The sequence below is a fragment of the Sphingobium sp. LF-16 genome (assembly GCF_003711185.1).
Lineage (GTDB): Bacteria > Pseudomonadota > Alphaproteobacteria > Sphingomonadales > Sphingomonadaceae > Sphingobium > Sphingobium yanoikuyae_A.
Map to the genome: position 1 here is coordinate 2,456,339 of NZ_CP029335.1, position 14,433 is coordinate 2,470,771.

At 65.3% G+C, this 14,433-nt stretch carries 12 protein-coding genes; 3 read left to right on the top strand and 9 right to left on the bottom strand.

The window, feature by feature from the left end:
- Position 1 precedes the first annotated feature (1 nt).
- From nusA to DIZ22_RS11490, 4 genes are all read right to left on the bottom strand, one after another.
- A complete protein-coding gene (gene nusA, locus DIZ22_RS11475) occupies positions 2–1,576 on the bottom strand; it encodes a transcription termination factor NusA (protein ID WP_048937887.1) in 1,575 nt (524 codons plus the stop codon).
- 13 nt (positions 1,577–1,589) lie between these two features.
- The gene (gene rimP, locus DIZ22_RS11480) at positions 1,590–2,114 is read right to left on the bottom strand and encodes a ribosome maturation protein RimP (RefSeq protein WP_048937897.1); all 525 of its coding nucleotides are present in this window, start codon (positions 2,112–2,114) and stop codon (positions 1,590–1,592) included.
- Positions 2,115–2,272: 158 nt separating this feature from the next.
- Positions 2,273–3,118, bottom strand: a complete 846-nt coding sequence (locus DIZ22_RS11485; RefSeq protein WP_122928811.1) for a proline dehydrogenase family protein — start codon at positions 3,116–3,118, stop codon at positions 2,273–2,275.
- Entirely contained in the window at positions 3,115–4,230 is a 1,116-nt protein-coding gene (locus DIZ22_RS11490) for a GNAT family N-acetyltransferase (RefSeq protein WP_048937886.1), read from the bottom strand. The genes DIZ22_RS11485 and DIZ22_RS11490 overlap by 4 nt, the downstream gene beginning before the upstream one ends.
- Before the next feature lie 164 nt (positions 4,231–4,394).
- Between DIZ22_RS11490 and DIZ22_RS11495 the strand changes: the two genes are divergently transcribed.
- Both DIZ22_RS11495 and DIZ22_RS11500 read left to right on the top strand, forming a co-directional pair.
- Positions 4,395–5,543, top strand: coding sequence for a PQQ-dependent sugar dehydrogenase (locus DIZ22_RS11495; protein WP_048937885.1), 1,149 nt, complete (start codon positions 4,395–4,397; stop codon positions 5,541–5,543).
- An 8-nt stretch (positions 5,544–5,551) separates the two neighbouring features.
- Positions 5,552–6,238, top strand: a complete 687-nt coding sequence (locus DIZ22_RS11500; RefSeq protein ID WP_122928212.1) for a pentapeptide repeat-containing protein — start codon at positions 5,552–5,554, stop codon at positions 6,236–6,238.
- Positions 6,239–6,244: 6 nt separating this feature from the next.
- Here the strand turns inward: DIZ22_RS11500 and DIZ22_RS11505 are convergent, their stop codons facing one another.
- Positions 6,245–7,066, bottom strand: coding sequence for a hypothetical protein (locus DIZ22_RS11505; protein WP_048937883.1), 822 nt, complete (start codon positions 7,064–7,066; stop codon positions 6,245–6,247).
- Entirely contained in the window at positions 7,060–9,600 is a 2,541-nt protein-coding gene (locus DIZ22_RS11510) for a TonB-dependent receptor (protein WP_122928213.1), read from the bottom strand. Before DIZ22_RS11510 ends, DIZ22_RS11505 begins: the two co-directional genes overlap by 7 nt.
- Positions 9,601–9,801: 201 nt before the next feature.
- Here DIZ22_RS11510 and DIZ22_RS11515 point away from each other — a divergent pair, with 201 nt between their 5' ends.
- Entirely contained in the window at positions 9,802–10,914 is a 1,113-nt protein-coding gene (locus DIZ22_RS11515) for an NADH:flavin oxidoreductase/NADH oxidase (RefSeq protein WP_048937881.1), read from the top strand.
- Between the two features lie 131 nt (positions 10,915–11,045).
- Here the strand turns inward: DIZ22_RS11515 and DIZ22_RS11520 are convergent, their stop codons facing one another.
- The 3 genes from DIZ22_RS11520 to tpiA all read right to left on the bottom strand — a co-directional run bounded on the left by DIZ22_RS11520 (position 11,046) and on the right by tpiA (position 14,265).
- On the bottom strand, positions 11,046–12,677 hold the full coding sequence (locus DIZ22_RS11520) for a CTP synthase (RefSeq protein WP_048937880.1): 1,632 nt from the start codon (positions 12,675–12,677) through the stop codon (positions 11,046–11,048).
- Positions 12,678–12,767: 90 nt separating this feature from the next.
- Complete coding sequence (gene secG, locus DIZ22_RS11525) at positions 12,768–13,145, bottom strand: preprotein translocase subunit SecG (RefSeq protein WP_004211256.1); 378 nt, start codon at positions 13,143–13,145, stop codon at positions 12,768–12,770.
- A gap of 376 nt (positions 13,146–13,521) precedes the next feature.
- Positions 13,522–14,265 (bottom strand): triose-phosphate isomerase, encoded by a 744-nt coding sequence (gene tpiA, locus DIZ22_RS11530; protein ID WP_048937879.1) that lies wholly within the window; start codon positions 14,263–14,265, stop codon positions 13,522–13,524.
- Between the last annotated feature and the right edge of the window lie 168 nt (positions 14,266–14,433).

Consider the following 14,433-nt stretch of genomic DNA (forward strand, 5'->3'; position numbering starts at 1 on the left):
CTTACGCTTCCTCGCCTTCGAACCAGTGGGCGCGGGCGGCCATGATGATCTCATTGCCCTGCTCATCGGTCAGACCATAGGCGGCCAGGATGCCGCCCTTGTCCTCATTGCCGCTGTCCGACTTGCGACGACGCTGGTCGACGCGCTTCTTCTGCACCAGTTCATCGGTGGCCAGATCGGCGAGATCGTCGAGCGTCTTGACGCCGGCCTTGCCGAGCGTGACCAGCATCGCTTCGGTGAGGTGCGGCATGTCGGCCAGCGCGTCCTCGACGCCCAGCGCCTGACGCTCTTCACGGGCGGCCTGTTCGCGACGGTCGAGCGCTTCCTGCGCACGGCTCTGCAGCTCGGCAGCCAGGTCCTCGTCGAAACCTTCGATCCCGGCCAGTTCCTCGACGCTGACATAGGCGACTTCTTCCAGCTCGCCAAAGCCTTCGGCGACCAGCAGCTGCGACAGCGTCTCGTCGACGTCCAGTTCGTTCTGGAACATTTCCGAACGGCTGACGAATTCCTTCTGGCGCTTCTCGCTGGCGTCGGCCTCGGTCATGATGTCGATCGCCTTGCCGGTCAGCTGGCTAGCGAGGCGGACATTCTGGCCGCGGCGACCGATGGCGAGCGACAGCTGATCGTCGGGAACGACGACTTCGATGCGCTCTTCTTCCTCGTCGATGACGACGCGGGCGACCTGGGCCGGCTGCAGCGCGTTGACGACGAAAGTCGCGGTATCTTCCGACCAGGGGATGATGTCGATCTTTTCGCCCTGCATTTCCTGCACGACGGCCTGGACGCGGCTACCCTTCATGCCGACGCAGGCGCCGACCGGATCGATGCTGCTGTCACGGCTGATGACGCCGATCTTGGCGCGCGAGCCCGGATCGCGGGCGGCGGCCATGATGGTGATGACGCCATCATAGATTTCGGGCACTTCCTGCGCGAACAGCTTCTTCATGAATTCGGGGTGCGCGCGGCTGAGGAAGATCTGCGGACCGCGATTTTCGCGGCGCACGTTCAGCACGACCGACCGGATGCGGTCGCCGACGCGAACCACTTCGCGCGGGATCTGCTGGTCGCGGCGGATCACGCCTTCGGCGCGGCCCAGATTGACGACGACATGGCCGAATTCGACCGACTTGACGACGCCGGTGATGATTTCACCCACGCGGTCCTTGAACTCGTCGAACTGGCGCTCGCGCTCGGCGTCGCGGACCTTCTGGAAGATCACCTGCTTGGCCGACTGGGCGTCGATACGGCCCAGATCGATCGCGGGCAGCGGATCGACGATGAAGTCGCCGACCACGGCGTCCTTCTTCAGCTTGGCGGCCTGCTTGAGGTCCACCTGCTTGAAATAATCCTCGACCACCTCGACGACCTCGACGACGCGCCACAGGCGCAGGTCGCCGCTGTCCGGGTCCAGCTTGGCACGGATGTCATTCTCGGCGCCGTAACGGGCACGGGCGGCGCGCTGGATCGCATCTTCCATCGCCTCGATGACGATCGCCTTGTCGATCATCTTCTCGCTGGCGACGCTGTTGGCGATCGCGATCAGCTCGGCCTTATTGGCGGAAATGGCGTTGGCCATGACGATAAAACCCTTATTCCTCGGTTTCGAACTCGTCCGCCCCATCGGAGGAGAGCGGCATGGTAGCAGAAATCAGTGCATCGGTCAGCATCAGCTTGGCATCGCCGACCAGCGCGAACGGGATGGTGACGTCGCCGGCCTTAGCATCCTGGAACAGGATATCCTCACCCTCGACGCCCTTGAGGATGCCACGGAAGCTCTTGCGCCCCTCGACCACTTCGGTCGCGGAAATTTTCGCTTCATGGCCCGCCCATTCGAGAAAATCGTGCAAGCGGGTCAGCGGCCGGTCGATACCGGGCGAACTGACTTCCAGACGATAGGCTTCCTCGATCGGGTCGACTTCATCCATCACGTCGGACAGGCGGCGCGAGATCGCGGCGCAATCCTCGATGACCAACTGCTTGGTCTTCGGGTCTTCGGCCATGATCTGCAGCGTATATTCGTCGCCCGATCCGAACAGCTTGATGCGCACGAGGTCGAACCCCAGGGCCTTTACCTCGGGCTCGATCAATGCGGTCAGTTCGGCGATGTCCGCCATGGATACTCCAGAAATCAGATAGGCCAGAAATATATAGCTGCTTGTTGCCGCCGCAGGCTTGGTGCCTGCGACCCTGACATGTGTGACGATGTAAGGAAGCAATATCCATATAGGCAGGTTGCCAATGACCTGCAACATCTTTCGTAAAATGCGCTATTTCAGGGGTCTGCGCGGCCCGTCCAGTCGCGCCACAGCCACGCCAGCAGATAGGGCCGGGCCAGCGCCCGGTCCAGCGCATAGGGAATCCAGCCGGGACCGAACGGCACATAGAGGCGCACCGGCACCCCCTGCCCCCGCGCCACCGCCCGGCAACGACGGCCCGGCAGGCCCCGCAACTGCTCCAGGCTGCACGGCGTGCCGGCGTTGCGCAGCAGGGCCAGCGCCCGGTCGGCCAGCGCGGGGCGATGGGTGGCGATCGCGACCGGTGCCGCGCGGCCGGCCAGCGCTTCGACCAGCGTCAGATAAGCGGCATCGGGATCGACGGCATCGCCCGCCGGGTCGGGCCATTCACCGCGCACGAGCCGGACCGGCGCGCTGCTGTCGCGCAGCCGGGCCGCATCGGCCACGCTGCGCTGCCAGCGGGCGGGCAGGACGATGCCGGTATCGGGAAAGTCGGGCAGCAGCCGTTCGACCGCCGCCAGCGTCTCGTCCGCATCCTGCGGGCCATGGGCGTCGAACACCAGCGACAGGCCGGACTGGCGCGCAATCTGCGCCAGTTCGCGCAGGCTGACCGGATCGAAACGCAGCGGCGGCGCCTTTACCGACAGGCTGAGGTCAAGGCCGCGCGCCCGCTGTGCCACCCGCGCATAGGCGGCCATGATCGACGAGGGATCCCCCCCCGCCCCTTCGAAATAGCCGATCGTGGTGGCAGCGCCGGCGCGGGCCTGTTGCCGGGCGATCGCCACCGCATGGGGGGCGTCGGGTGCCGGGATGACCCGCCCCAGCGCGCCGGGCAGGGCATAACGCGTGTCCCGCAACAGGCGCCAGGCGGCCCCGCCTTTCACCGCCGCCACAGCCGTTGCCGCGACCAGACAATAGCGTCCGCCGCAAAGGCCGCCGCGCCGCGCAGATTATAGGGATAGGTGCGCAACTGGACGCAGTCATGCTCCGTCTGGGTCCAGAGCTTGCGAATCCAGGGTTCGGCAACGCCGAGAAATTCGAAACTGTGCAGCCGCGCCTGCGCCGCCCAGCCGATGGCATGGAGCATCAGCAGCCCGCCCGGCGAACAGGCGTTGAAGGCCGCGTCATGGCCGATCTTGAACAGCCAGTAGCGGCCGTTCCACAGCACCGCCATCTGCATCGAGATGGCGCGGCCATCAATCCGCAGGAAGGAGATGCGCAGGTCGCCGCGCTGCGCCACCGCGCGGAAGAAGGCGCGGAAGATCGCCGCCTGGCGCGGGTCGGTGGCGATGGCGGTGCCGGCCTCGCTCTTCCAGCCCTGCGCCTCGACCGCGACGGCCTCGTCGAACAAGGCATCGAAATTGTCGGCATCCGGCGCCAGCGTCTCGCATTGGAGCATGCCACACCCTTCCGCCTTGCGCCGGGCACGACGGAAATCGGAGCGGCGACCGGCGTTGAAGCGGCTTTCCGGGTCGCGCCACCCCTCATCCAGCGCGATATGGGGACAGGCCATGGCCGGTCGCACGACCAGCCGCCCGCGCCGCCGCACCGCCCGCGCCAGTGCGGGGATCAAGGGCGACCCGGCCGAAATGCGATCGAGCAGCAAGGGATGCGGCAAACGCGCGATCGCGCCGGCCAGCGCATCTGCCGCCGCCGTCCCGTTGCACAGCAAGTCGCCAGGTTCATAGGTCTCGCGCGCGCCGATCATCCGCCAGCGGGCCAGTGCGCCACCATCGCGGCACAGCGGCAGCAGCGCGACCAGATCGGCGCCAGCCCAAACCGTCATGATGCGGCTCGGCCCGGCGGCAATCCGATCGTTCAGCGTGGCCGCGAACAGGCGGGTCTGGGTCGGCCAGTCGGCGCGCGCCTCCAGCCTTTCCCAGGCGCGGGCCAGCGCGGTCGATTCCAGCGCGTCGGCAAGGCATAGCGGCTCGACGCGCAAGGCGCCTGCCTGCGCGCACGCAGCATCGAAATCCGATACGCCGTGCAGCACCATATTCCCCCTCTTGCCGCTCAGTTCTCTAGCGGCAGAAGCTTAAGAAATCGGCTGATCGCCGATGAGGCTTGCATCCATGCCCGCATCCGGTGGAGGATGCGGGCATGGAACCCCCCGCCGAAAAATCGGCTTTCCCCCCGCGAATATTATAACAGGAGTTTCCCATGCTGCGCGTGATGGCCGTCACTCTCCCCCTCGCCCTGCTGGCCTGTTCGGCGGACAATGCGACCGGCCAGAATGCCGGTGCGACCGCTGGGGAAAAGCCGTTCAAGACATCGGTGATTGCCGATTTCGAATCACCCTGGGCGATGACCTTCCTGCCCGACGGGCGGATGCTGATCACCGAAAAGGCCGGTGAGATGATTCTGTTCGATCCGAAGAACGGCACCAAGATCCCGGTCGCCGGCATCCCCAAGGTCGATAGCGCAGGTCAGGGCGCGCTGATGGACATCGTCCCCTCCCCGACATTCGCGCAGGACAAGAAAGTCTATTTCAGCTTTTCCGAGGTCGGCCAAGGCGATCGTGCCGGCGGCAAGGGCGTGGCGCTCGCCACCGGCATCTTCGACCAGGCGAGCGACGGCACGACCAGGCTGGCGGACGTGAAGGTCATTTTCCGCGCCAGCGACTATGTCGAGGGCAATGGCCATTATTCGGGCCGCATCGCTTTCTCGCCGGACGGCAAATATCTCTTCTTCACCAATGGCGAGCGACAGAAGTTCGACCCGGCACAGGACCCCAAATCGACCCTGGGCAAGGTGCTGCGCCTGAACCTCGACGGCACGCCGGCGGCGGGCAATCCGCTCAGCGCCAAGGGCTTCAACCCGGCGGTCTGGTCCTATGGCCATCGCAATCTGCTGGGCATCGCCTTCGACAAGGACGGGCGCCTGTGGGAACAGGAAATGGGACCGCAGGGCGGCGACGAGGTCAACCTGATCAAGCCCGGCCTCAACTATGGCTGGCCCAAGGCGTCGAACGGCAGCCATTATGACGGCCGCGACATTCCCGATCACAAGCCCGGCGACGGCTATGAGGCGCCGAAGGTCTGGTGGAATCCGGTGATCTCGCCGGGCGGCCTGATCTATTATTCGGGCGACCTGTTCCCGCAATGGAAGGGATCGCTGTTCATCGGCGGCCTGTCGAGCCAGTCGCTGGTGCGGGTGAAGCTGGACGGCGAGGATGCGGAAAAGGCCGACCAGTGGGACATGGGCGCGCGCATCCGCGAGGTCGAACAGGGGCCGGACGGCGCGCTGTGGCTGCTGGAGGATGGCGGCAAGTCGCAGGGCCGCCTGCTCAAGCTGACGCCCAAGGCATAGATAGCGGCATGACCGACATGGATGCCCTGCCCGCGCGTACCGGGCAGCAACTGGCGCGCGCCGACATCATTGCCCTGGCGGGCACGCCCCACGTCCTGATCGACTGCGATCTGGAGGCGGCGGAACTGACGCAGCTCGACCTTACCGGCTGGCAGTTCGAGCGCTGCAACCTGCGCAATGCCGATCTGGCCGGCGCCATGCTGGAGCGCACGCGCTGGCAGGGCTGCCGGGGCGGCGGCGCGAATTTCGCCGGCTGCGACCTCAGCGACGCGGTGCTGACCGGATGCGATTTCAACAATGCCGTGCTGCGGCGGGCGCGGCTGGAGGGCGCCCGGCTGGCCCAGTGCAAGCTGACCGGCGCCGACCTGTCGGACCTGCGCGCGCTGGAGGTCGACATGGCGGAATGCCTGCTGATCGACGCGCGCCTGCCCGGCCTGTCCTTCCGCAAGCAACGGCTGAGCCGCATCGATTTCTCGCAGGCAGACCTGCGCAAATGCGATTTCCGCATGACCAGTTTCGAGGGCTGCAGCCTGCGCGAGGCGATGCTGGACGGTGCCCGGTTCGAGGGCGCCGACCTGCGCGGCGCGGACATAGGCGGCGTCCATCTGGGCGATGCCAGCCGCTTTCGCGGCGCCACCATCTCGCGCGACCAGGCCGGCGAACTGCTCGCCGAACTGGGGCTCAAGGTGCGCTGAGCCGCCCTATCGGACCGGCGGCATTTCGCTCGCCACCATCTCGCCAGCACCCCGGCCGATCGACCAGAGGCGCCGGGGCGCCTTGGGATCCCAGTCGATCGCCTGGCCGGGGGTGGCAATGCCGATCGTGCCGACATGCTCCAGCACCGATCCCGCCTCGAGCAGTTTCAGCGCATAGACTTCGGGCCGGTCATGACCGGTGGCATAGATCAGCCCGTCGGCGCCCCAGCTGAGGCCCGAGCAGCTTTTCGGCGCAAAGCGGCTCAGCACATCGGCCGGGAAGGCCCAGCTTGCCTCCGCCCGGAAGGCGTCGTCCATCCGCACCAGCAGCGTATAGCGATAGTCGCGCCCCGGCTCGCCGCCCTTGCCCTCATAATTGGCGAAGACCGCCCACCATTTGCCGGCATGCCGATCCATGACGGTCAGCGATCCGGGGCCAAAGCCCAGACTGACGCTGCGGACATGTTTCAGCGTCTTCGTATCGAAAATCTCGACCGCGCTGGTCTGCGGCACGGCCGGATAGTTGGACGCGGCGCAGACCAGTTCGACGCCGACCACGGTGCAACTGTTCATGTGCGGATAAAGGCGGCGCTCCCCCTGCCACTGCGCCACGCGCCGGCCGTCGGCGATGCGATATTTGCCGATCCGGTCATTATCGATCGCATAGACATAAGTGCCGTCGGAGGCTGCGCCCTGATGCGCCTCCGATGCCTTGATCCGCATGCTGACGGGAGATGGCGGCGGCGACGGGGCCTCCGTCGCCTGCTGCGCGACCGCCGCGCCGGCCAGTGCCAGCAGCGCGGTTCCGACAAGCAGCGCCCTTACCATTTGACCGAGGCCCCGACGTAGAAGGTGCGACCATAGCGTTCATTCTGGATCACCCAGTCGCGCACGCCGCCCTGATATTGGCGGGTCGGCTCGTCGGTCAGATTCTGCCCTTCGGCAAAGAGGCGCACATTCTTCGTCACATCCACCCCGATCTTCGCGTCCAGACGACGCAGATCGTCATTATACTGGTCGTTGAGGCGGATATCACCCGCCGACAGCAAGGCGCGGCCGGTATGATGATAGGCGACCGACGCTTCGACAACGCCCTTCTGGTAGAAGAGCTGCGCCCCCCAGAGCAGCTTGGACTGTTCGGGGAAGGCGACGGTGCCACGGTCGGGCATGCGCAGGCTGGAGTCGATCAGGGTGAGGTTGAGGTTCATGCCAAGACCCGAGAGCAGGCCCGGCAGGAAGGTGAACTGCTGCTGCCAGGCGGCTTCCAGGCCGATGATATCGCCCTTGTCGGCGTTGAGCGTCTGGCTGAAATTGATCCGGTCATAGGCAACGCCGCCAAAGCTGCCGTCATTGATGGTATAGCTTTGCGTGAAGATCGGGTTGCGGATGAACTTGGCGAAGGCGCCGACGCTGATCAGGCCGCCGGGCGCGAAATACCATTCGGCCGACATGTCGAGATTGTCCGCGACATAGGGCTTGAGCGCCGGATTGCCGCTCGACACGCTGATCTCGTCCGCGCCCTCCACCGTGACGGTGCCGCCCGGCGACAGGTCGGCATAGCTGGGCCGGCCGATGCTGCGCGAATAGGCAAGGCGGAAGACGGTGTCGTGCGACGGGGTCACGCGCACCACCAGGCTGGGCAGCCAGTTGCTATAGCGGGTGCGGCCCGACGTCGGGCGGACGACGTCGCCTTCCAGCAGATAGCCGTCAATGTCCAGTTCGGTCCGCTCGACCCGCAGGCCGCCCGTGACCGACAGCGCGCCAAAGTCGAGATTGGCCATGGCATAGCCGGCATAGACATTCTCGCTGAGGTCGAAATCGCTCAGCGTTTCATTGGCCAGGCTGGTCGCTTCGTTGAGCACGAACTGCGCGCCGCCCAGCTTGCCCTGGGTATAGGCATCGACAAGGTCGGCATCGATCACCGGGCCGAGGAAATAATTGCGGCCATCGCCCAGCTTCACGATGACGGTGTCGCCAGACAGGCCATCCAGGGTGAAGCGGTTGGCGCTGCTGCCGCGCCCATAGACGTCATTGGAGGAATCAAAGCGCTTGTCGGTCCAGCGGCCATTGGCGCCGAACTTGACGAAGCTGTTCTGGCCGATCGTCGGCAGCTTGCCGGTGAGGTCGAGCCGGCCCTGCCATGTCTTTTCCAGGCCATATTCATCCTGCGCCGAATATTGGCGGAAGCCCAGGTCCGACGGATCGAGATAACCGTCGACCGGCACGGCGCTAAACAGCTTGTCCGAAAAATCGACCGCGACCGCGCCGGGATTGCCCCGGAACTGCCAGAGCTGATTGGGTTCGATCACTTCGTTGCGGGTGCGCGCCGCTCCGAAATCGAGCGACCAGTTGTCAGCCAGCGCGGCCGTGCCGCCGGCCATGAAGGACAGGACCGACTTTTCCTTATATTCCAGACGCAGGTCGGAACGCTGCTCGCTGGTGGAGGCAATGCCGGTCAGCCCATTGGCATCCCAGTCGATGTCGGAGAAATCGAGCCGGAAGCGCTGGCGATACTCATCCTCGGAGAATTTGGAATAGATGCCGCGAACATAGAGTTGGACGCGCTCGCCGCGCCAGTCGAACGAGCCGGCCGCGCCGATCCGCTCACGCTTGAGGCGATAGTCATTATATTTGATGTTGACCGGTACGGCGCCGCGCGCGGCATCGGCGTCGGGCGTCCAGTCATCGGGATAGATGCCATAGCTGGTATAGGTGCGGTCGGAATAGCTGGCGCCCAGCAGGATGCCAAACTGTTCGTCCGTGCCGAAGCGGGTGCCGATGGTGACATCGCCCTTGATCGGCTGGTCGCCCTTGCGCAGTTCCTGATAGCCGACCTGCCCGTTCGCCTGGAAGATGAAGCGATCGTCGAAGTCGAAGGCGGTCTGGGTGACGAGGTTGATGGTCGCGCCGATGCCCTGGCCGGTCAGGTCGGCGGTTTTCACCTTGGCGACCTCCACCTGCTTCAAAAGCTGGCCCGACAGGATGTCGAGCGGCAGGCGCCGGTCGAGCCCGTCGGGATTGCCGATCTCGAAGCCATTGATGGTATAGCCGTTGAGGCTGGAGGGCACGCCGCGCACCGCGACATAGCGTCCCTCGCCCTGGTCATATTGGACGCCGACGCCGGGCAGGCGCTCGACCGCTTCGGCCACATTCTTGTCGGGAAGCTGGCCCATATCGTCGGACGCAGTCACATCGACGATGCCCAGCGCCGCCCGCTTCTGGTCGATGGAACGCTGCAACTGCGCGCGCTGGCCGGTGACGACGATGCCGCCATCCTCCTCGGGCAGCGGCTGCTGCGCATGGGCGGTGCCGGCGATCGCGAGTGCGAACAGGCTGATGGATGCCGCAAAAATCCTGGTCATGATCGAGTCCCCTCTGGTCGGGGTCGCGATTAGGAAAGCTGCGCGACAGCGGCGTTTCCGAAGCGCTGCACCGCGATGACCGATTAATGACATTTTGAAGACCGGACCATCTTGCGACCGCGAGAGACGCCCCCTTTCGGCCGCCCGGCCGGCTTCCTATCTTGCGGGCCTTCTCTCCCTCTCCCACTTCTGGAGACCTGCATGAGCGCTCCCAAGCTGTTCCAGCCCTTCGATGTCGGCGGCCTTGCCCTCGACAACCGCATCGTGATCGCGCCGATGTGCCAATATTCCGCCGTCGACGGCGAGATGAACGACTGGCACCTCATTCATCTCGGCCAGCTTGCCCTGTCGGGCGCGGCGTTGCTGACGATCGAGGCGACCGCAGTGCTGCCCGAGGGGCGGATCAGCCATGCCGATGTCGGCCTGTGGGATGATGCCACGCAGGCGGCGATGCAGCGTGTGCTGGACGGCGTGCGGCGCCATAGCGACATGCCCATCGCGATTCAGCTCGGCCATGCCGGGCGCAAGGCATCTACCGAAGTGCCATGGAAGGGCGGCGCGCAGATCGCGCCCGACGCGGTCAATGGTTGGCAGACGGTCGCCCCCTCCGCCCTGCCCTTCACGCCGGGCACCAACGCGCCGATGGCGCTGGACCAGGCCGGGATCGAGCGGCTGCGAGATGCCTTCGTCGCGGCAGCGAAGCGGGCTGACGCGATCGGCATCGATGCGGTGCAACTCCATGGCGCCCATGGCTATCTGCTGCACCAGTTCCTCTCGCCGCTCTCCAACCAGCGCGACGATGATTATGGCGGCAGCCTGGAAAAGCGGATGCGCCTGCCGCTGGAGATTTTCGACGCGGTGCGCGCGGCCCTGCCCGCGCACAAGCCGGTGACGATGCGCGTGTCGGGCACCGACTGGGTCGATGGCGGCTGGGACATCGAACAGACGATCGCCTTCGCCAAGGCGCTGGAAGCGCGCGGCTGCAGCGCCATCCATGTGTCGAGCGGCGGCCTAGACCCGCGCCAGGATATTCCGGTGGGGCCGAGCTATCAGGTGCCGCTGGCCCGCGCGGTCAAGCAGGCGATCGACATGCCGGTGATCGCCGTCGGCCTGATCACCGATTTCGAACAGGCCGAAGCGATCATCGGCACCGGCGACGCCGATCTGATCGCGATCGCCCGCACCATCCTCTATGATCCGCGCTGGCCCTGGCACGCGGCCGCGCATTTGGGCGCTTCGGTGAAGGCCGCGCCGCAATATCTGCGCTGCCAGCCGCGCCAATATCGCAATCTGTTCGACGCGCCGAAGGGCTGAAACGATAAACGGGGCCTTTCGGCCCCGTTTATCCTGGAACAGCCGATCCGATTGTATCGGTTCGACTGTTCCAGTTCTTATTTTGCGCGTTTTCCGAGTCAGCAGGCGATCCCGCCTACTTCGAAAACGCTTTATACCAACCGGCTCTGCTTGACCGCCGCTTCGATGAAGCTGGCGAACAGCGGGTGCGGGTCGAACGGCTTGGACTTGAGTTCCGGGTGGAACTGCACGCCCACGAACCAGGGATGGTCGGGCCGCTCGACGATTTCGGGCAGCGTGCCATCCGGCGACATGCCCGAGAAAATCAGGCCACCCTTTTCCAGCGGTTCGCGATAGCCGGCATTGACTTCATAGCGGTGGCGGTGACGCTCGCTGATGTCTTTGCTGCCATAGATGCCGGCGACGACGCTGTTGCCCGCCAGCTTAGCCGGATAGGCGCCCAGACGCATGGTGCCGCCCAGATCGGTCTCGGCGGTGCGCTTCTGCAGGCCTTCCTTGCTCATCCATTCGGTGATGAGGCCGACGACCGGCTCGCTGGTTTCGCCGAACTCGGTGGTCGAGGCATTCTCGATCCCCGCCGTGTTCCGCGCGCCTTCGATGCAGGCCATCTGCATGCCAAGACAGATACCAAAGAAGGGCACGTCGCGTTCGCGCGCGAACTTGACCGATGCGATCTTGCCCTCCGACCCGCGCACGCCAAAGCCGCCGGGGACGAGGATGCCGTGCATCGGTTCGAGGCTGGCGGCGAGGTCGTCGCCCTTCTCGAACAGTTCGGCGTCGATCCACTTGATGTTGACCTTCACCCGGTTGGCAAGGCCACCATGGTGCAGCGCTTCGTGCAGCGACTTGTAGGCGTCGAGCAGGCCGACATATTTGCCGACCACGCCGATCGTCACTTCGCCCTCGGGGTTGAGCTGACGATCCATGATGTCGGTCCAGCGGTCCATCGACGGCGCGGGCGCATCGGTGATGCCGAAGGCGCGCAGCACTTCATTGTCGAGACCCTCGGCATGATATTGCTCGGGCACGGCATAGATGCTCTTGGCGTCGAGCGCCGGAATGACCGCCTCGGGACGGACATTGCAGAAGAGGGCGATCTTCTTGCGCTCGCTTTCGGGCAGCGGATGTTCGGCGCGGCACAGCAGGATGTCGGGCTGGATGCCGAGCGAGGTCAGCTCGCGCACGCTATGCTGGGTCGGCTTGGTCTTCAGTTCGCCGGCTGCCGCAAGATAGGGCACCAGGGTCACGTGGACGAAGATCGACTGGCCGCGATCAAGATCATTATGGAGCTGGCGAATCGCTTCCATGAAGGGCAGCGATTCGATGTCGCCGACGGTGCCGCCGATTTCGCACAGCACGAAGTCGAGATCGTCGGTCTCCGCCGTGGCGAACGCCTTGATCTCGTCGGTGACGTGCGGGATGACCTGGACGGTCGCGCCCAGATAGTCGCCGCGCCGTTCGCGCTGGATGATGGTCTGATAGACCCGGCCCTGGGTGACATTGTCCGACTGGCGCGCCGACACGCCGGTAAAGCGTTCATAATGGCCAAGATCGAGGTCGGTTTCCGCCCCGTCGTCGGTCACATAGACTTCGCCATGCTGATAGGGCGACATCGTGCCCGGATCGACGTTGAGATAGGGGTCGAATTTCCGGATTCGCACGCGATAGCCCCGCGCCTGCAACAGCGCTGCCAAGGATGCGGCCATGAGGCCCTTACCAAGCGAGGAGACCACGCCGCCGGTGATGAAAATATACCGCGTCATGGGAGAAGAGGCTTAGCCTTATACAAACGAGTTGAGCAAGCGCGCGAATCCGCACGCTCGCAAAAAATATGGCGATGAACGACGAAAAGGTCAGTTAGCGAGCGGAACTGCGCCGTTCGCTGCCGAACCATTGCCGGCGGCACTGGCCGCACCGGCCAGCGGGTCGGCGTTGCCGGTCGCGGGCGCGGGGGCCTGCGTGGCGGGGGCCGACTTGACCAGCGAGGTATCGATGTCGCCGCCTGCATGACGGACCGAGGCGATGACCGCCAGGGTGATCGACAGCAGGACGAAGATGGTCGCCAGGATCGTGGTCGAACGCGTCAGGAAATCCGCCGCGCCGCGCGCCGACATCAGCCCGGCCGGGCTGCCACCGACGCCCAGACCGCCACCTTCCGACTTCTGCATCAGAATGACGGTGACCAGCAGGGCAGCGACGATCGCCTGCACGACGAGAAGGAAGGTGAACATGCGGGTTCTTTTCTGTCCAATGAAGGAATGCGTTGGCGCGCACATAGCGATGATGGGCCGCCGGGGCAACCGGCGAGCCTGTCGATATGAACGAAGGCATGGATGAGGGCGCGTGCAGAGGGTGCTGCGGATGGCTTGCAATGGCCCATATAATCAAGTCTGAACAGTGAAAGAACCGTTCGGGCTGAGCGAAGTCGAAGCCCTCGGCCGAGCGGAGCGAGGCAATAGCTTCGCCTTCGCTCAGCAGCGCCCTTCGACTTCGCTCAGGGCGAACGGAGTGAAGATAGCCAGCCCCTTCAACGCACAGCCAGCAACGAGCCCGACTCGCATCAGGCCAGAATGCCCCCTCTTCCGCACGAAGAGAGGGCGTTCGGCATCAATCCGCGGCGGCGATCACCGGTTCGAACTTGGCGGCCGACAGGCTGGCGCCGCCGACCAGACCGCCGTCGACGTCCGGCAGGGCGATGATCTCGGCGGCATTGTCGCCGTTCATCGATCCGCCATAGAGGATGCGCATGGCATCGGCCTGTTCCTGGCCGATCCGGCTGGCAAGCGCGGCGCGCAGGGTGGCGTGCATCGACTGGATCGCCTCCAGCGTCGGGATGCGGCCGGTGCCGATCGCCCAGATGGGTTCATAGGCAACGGCCAGCCAGTCGGCGCTTGCGCCTTCGGGCAGAGAGGCGAGCAACTGGGCGGTGACCACTTCGTCGGCATCGCCAGCATCGCGCACGGCGAGCGTTTCGCCCACGCACAGGATCACCTTCATGCCCGCGGCATGGGCGGCGACCGATTTGGCGGCAACATCGGCGTTTGTCTCGCCGCGCGTCTCGCGCCGTTCGCTATGGCCAGTGATGACCCAGGTAGCCCCCGCCTCGATCAGCATCTCGGCCGACAGCGAGCCGGTATAGGCGCCGCTCAGTTCCATATGGCAGTTCTGGGCGCCGATGAAGGCTGCGCCCCTCAGCTGCGACCCGGCCATGATCAGCGTGGCCGGCAGGCAAAGCCCGACTTCCACCGCCGGATGCTGCGCGGCGAGCTTGCCGATCGCCTCCACCTCGTCGAGATGCGCGCGCATCCCGTTCATCTTCCAGTTGCCGACCACCAGCTTGCGCCTGCTCATCGGTCCAAGTCCCCTTGTGATTATTGCTGCACGTGCCCGCAGCGGGTCCCCACGGCATGCACCGCGTCTCCTGGTTCCGCTTTCAGGCAATCAAGCCGATGGACGGCGATGCAGCATTTGTCCAGACCGTCCGCCACGGCCGCACTTGCCGCCGGGTCGATCCGCCCC

Excerpts from the sequence above, each read along its gene's own strand:
- DIZ22_RS11510 (WP_122928213.1), bottom strand. The coding sequence starts at position 9,600 with ATGACCAGGATTTTTGCGGCATCCATCAGCCTGTTCGCACTCGCGATC.
- DIZ22_RS11500 (WP_122928212.1), top strand. The coding sequence starts at position 5,552 with ATGACCGACATGGATGCCCTGCCCGCGCGTACCGGGCAGCAACTGGCG.
- DIZ22_RS11515 (WP_048937881.1), top strand. The coding sequence starts at position 9,802 with ATGAGCGCTCCCAAGCTGTTCCAGCCCTTCGATGTCGGCGGCCTTGCC.
- tpiA (WP_048937879.1), bottom strand. The coding sequence starts at position 14,265 with ATGAGCAGGCGCAAGCTGGTGGTCGGCAACTGGAAGATGAACGGGATG.
- rimP (WP_048937897.1), bottom strand. The coding sequence starts at position 2,114 with ATGGCGGACATCGCCGAACTGACCGCATTGATCGAGCCCGAGGTAAAG.
- DIZ22_RS11520 (WP_048937880.1), bottom strand. The coding sequence starts at position 12,677 with ATGACGCGGTATATTTTCATCACCGGCGGCGTGGTCTCCTCGCTTGGT.
- DIZ22_RS11495 (WP_048937885.1), top strand. The coding sequence starts at position 4,395 with ATGCTGCGCGTGATGGCCGTCACTCTCCCCCTCGCCCTGCTGGCCTGT.
- DIZ22_RS11505 (WP_048937883.1), bottom strand. The coding sequence starts at position 7,066 with ATGGTAAGGGCGCTGCTTGTCGGAACCGCGCTGCTGGCACTGGCCGGC.
- secG (WP_004211256.1), bottom strand. The coding sequence starts at position 13,145 with ATGTTCACCTTCCTTCTCGTCGTGCAGGCGATCGTCGCTGCCCTGCTG.
- nusA (WP_048937887.1), bottom strand. The coding sequence starts at position 1,576 with ATGGCCAACGCCATTTCCGCCAATAAGGCCGAGCTGATCGCGATCGCC.
- DIZ22_RS11490 (WP_048937886.1), bottom strand. The coding sequence starts at position 4,230 with ATGGTGCTGCACGGCGTATCGGATTTCGATGCTGCGTGCGCGCAGGCA.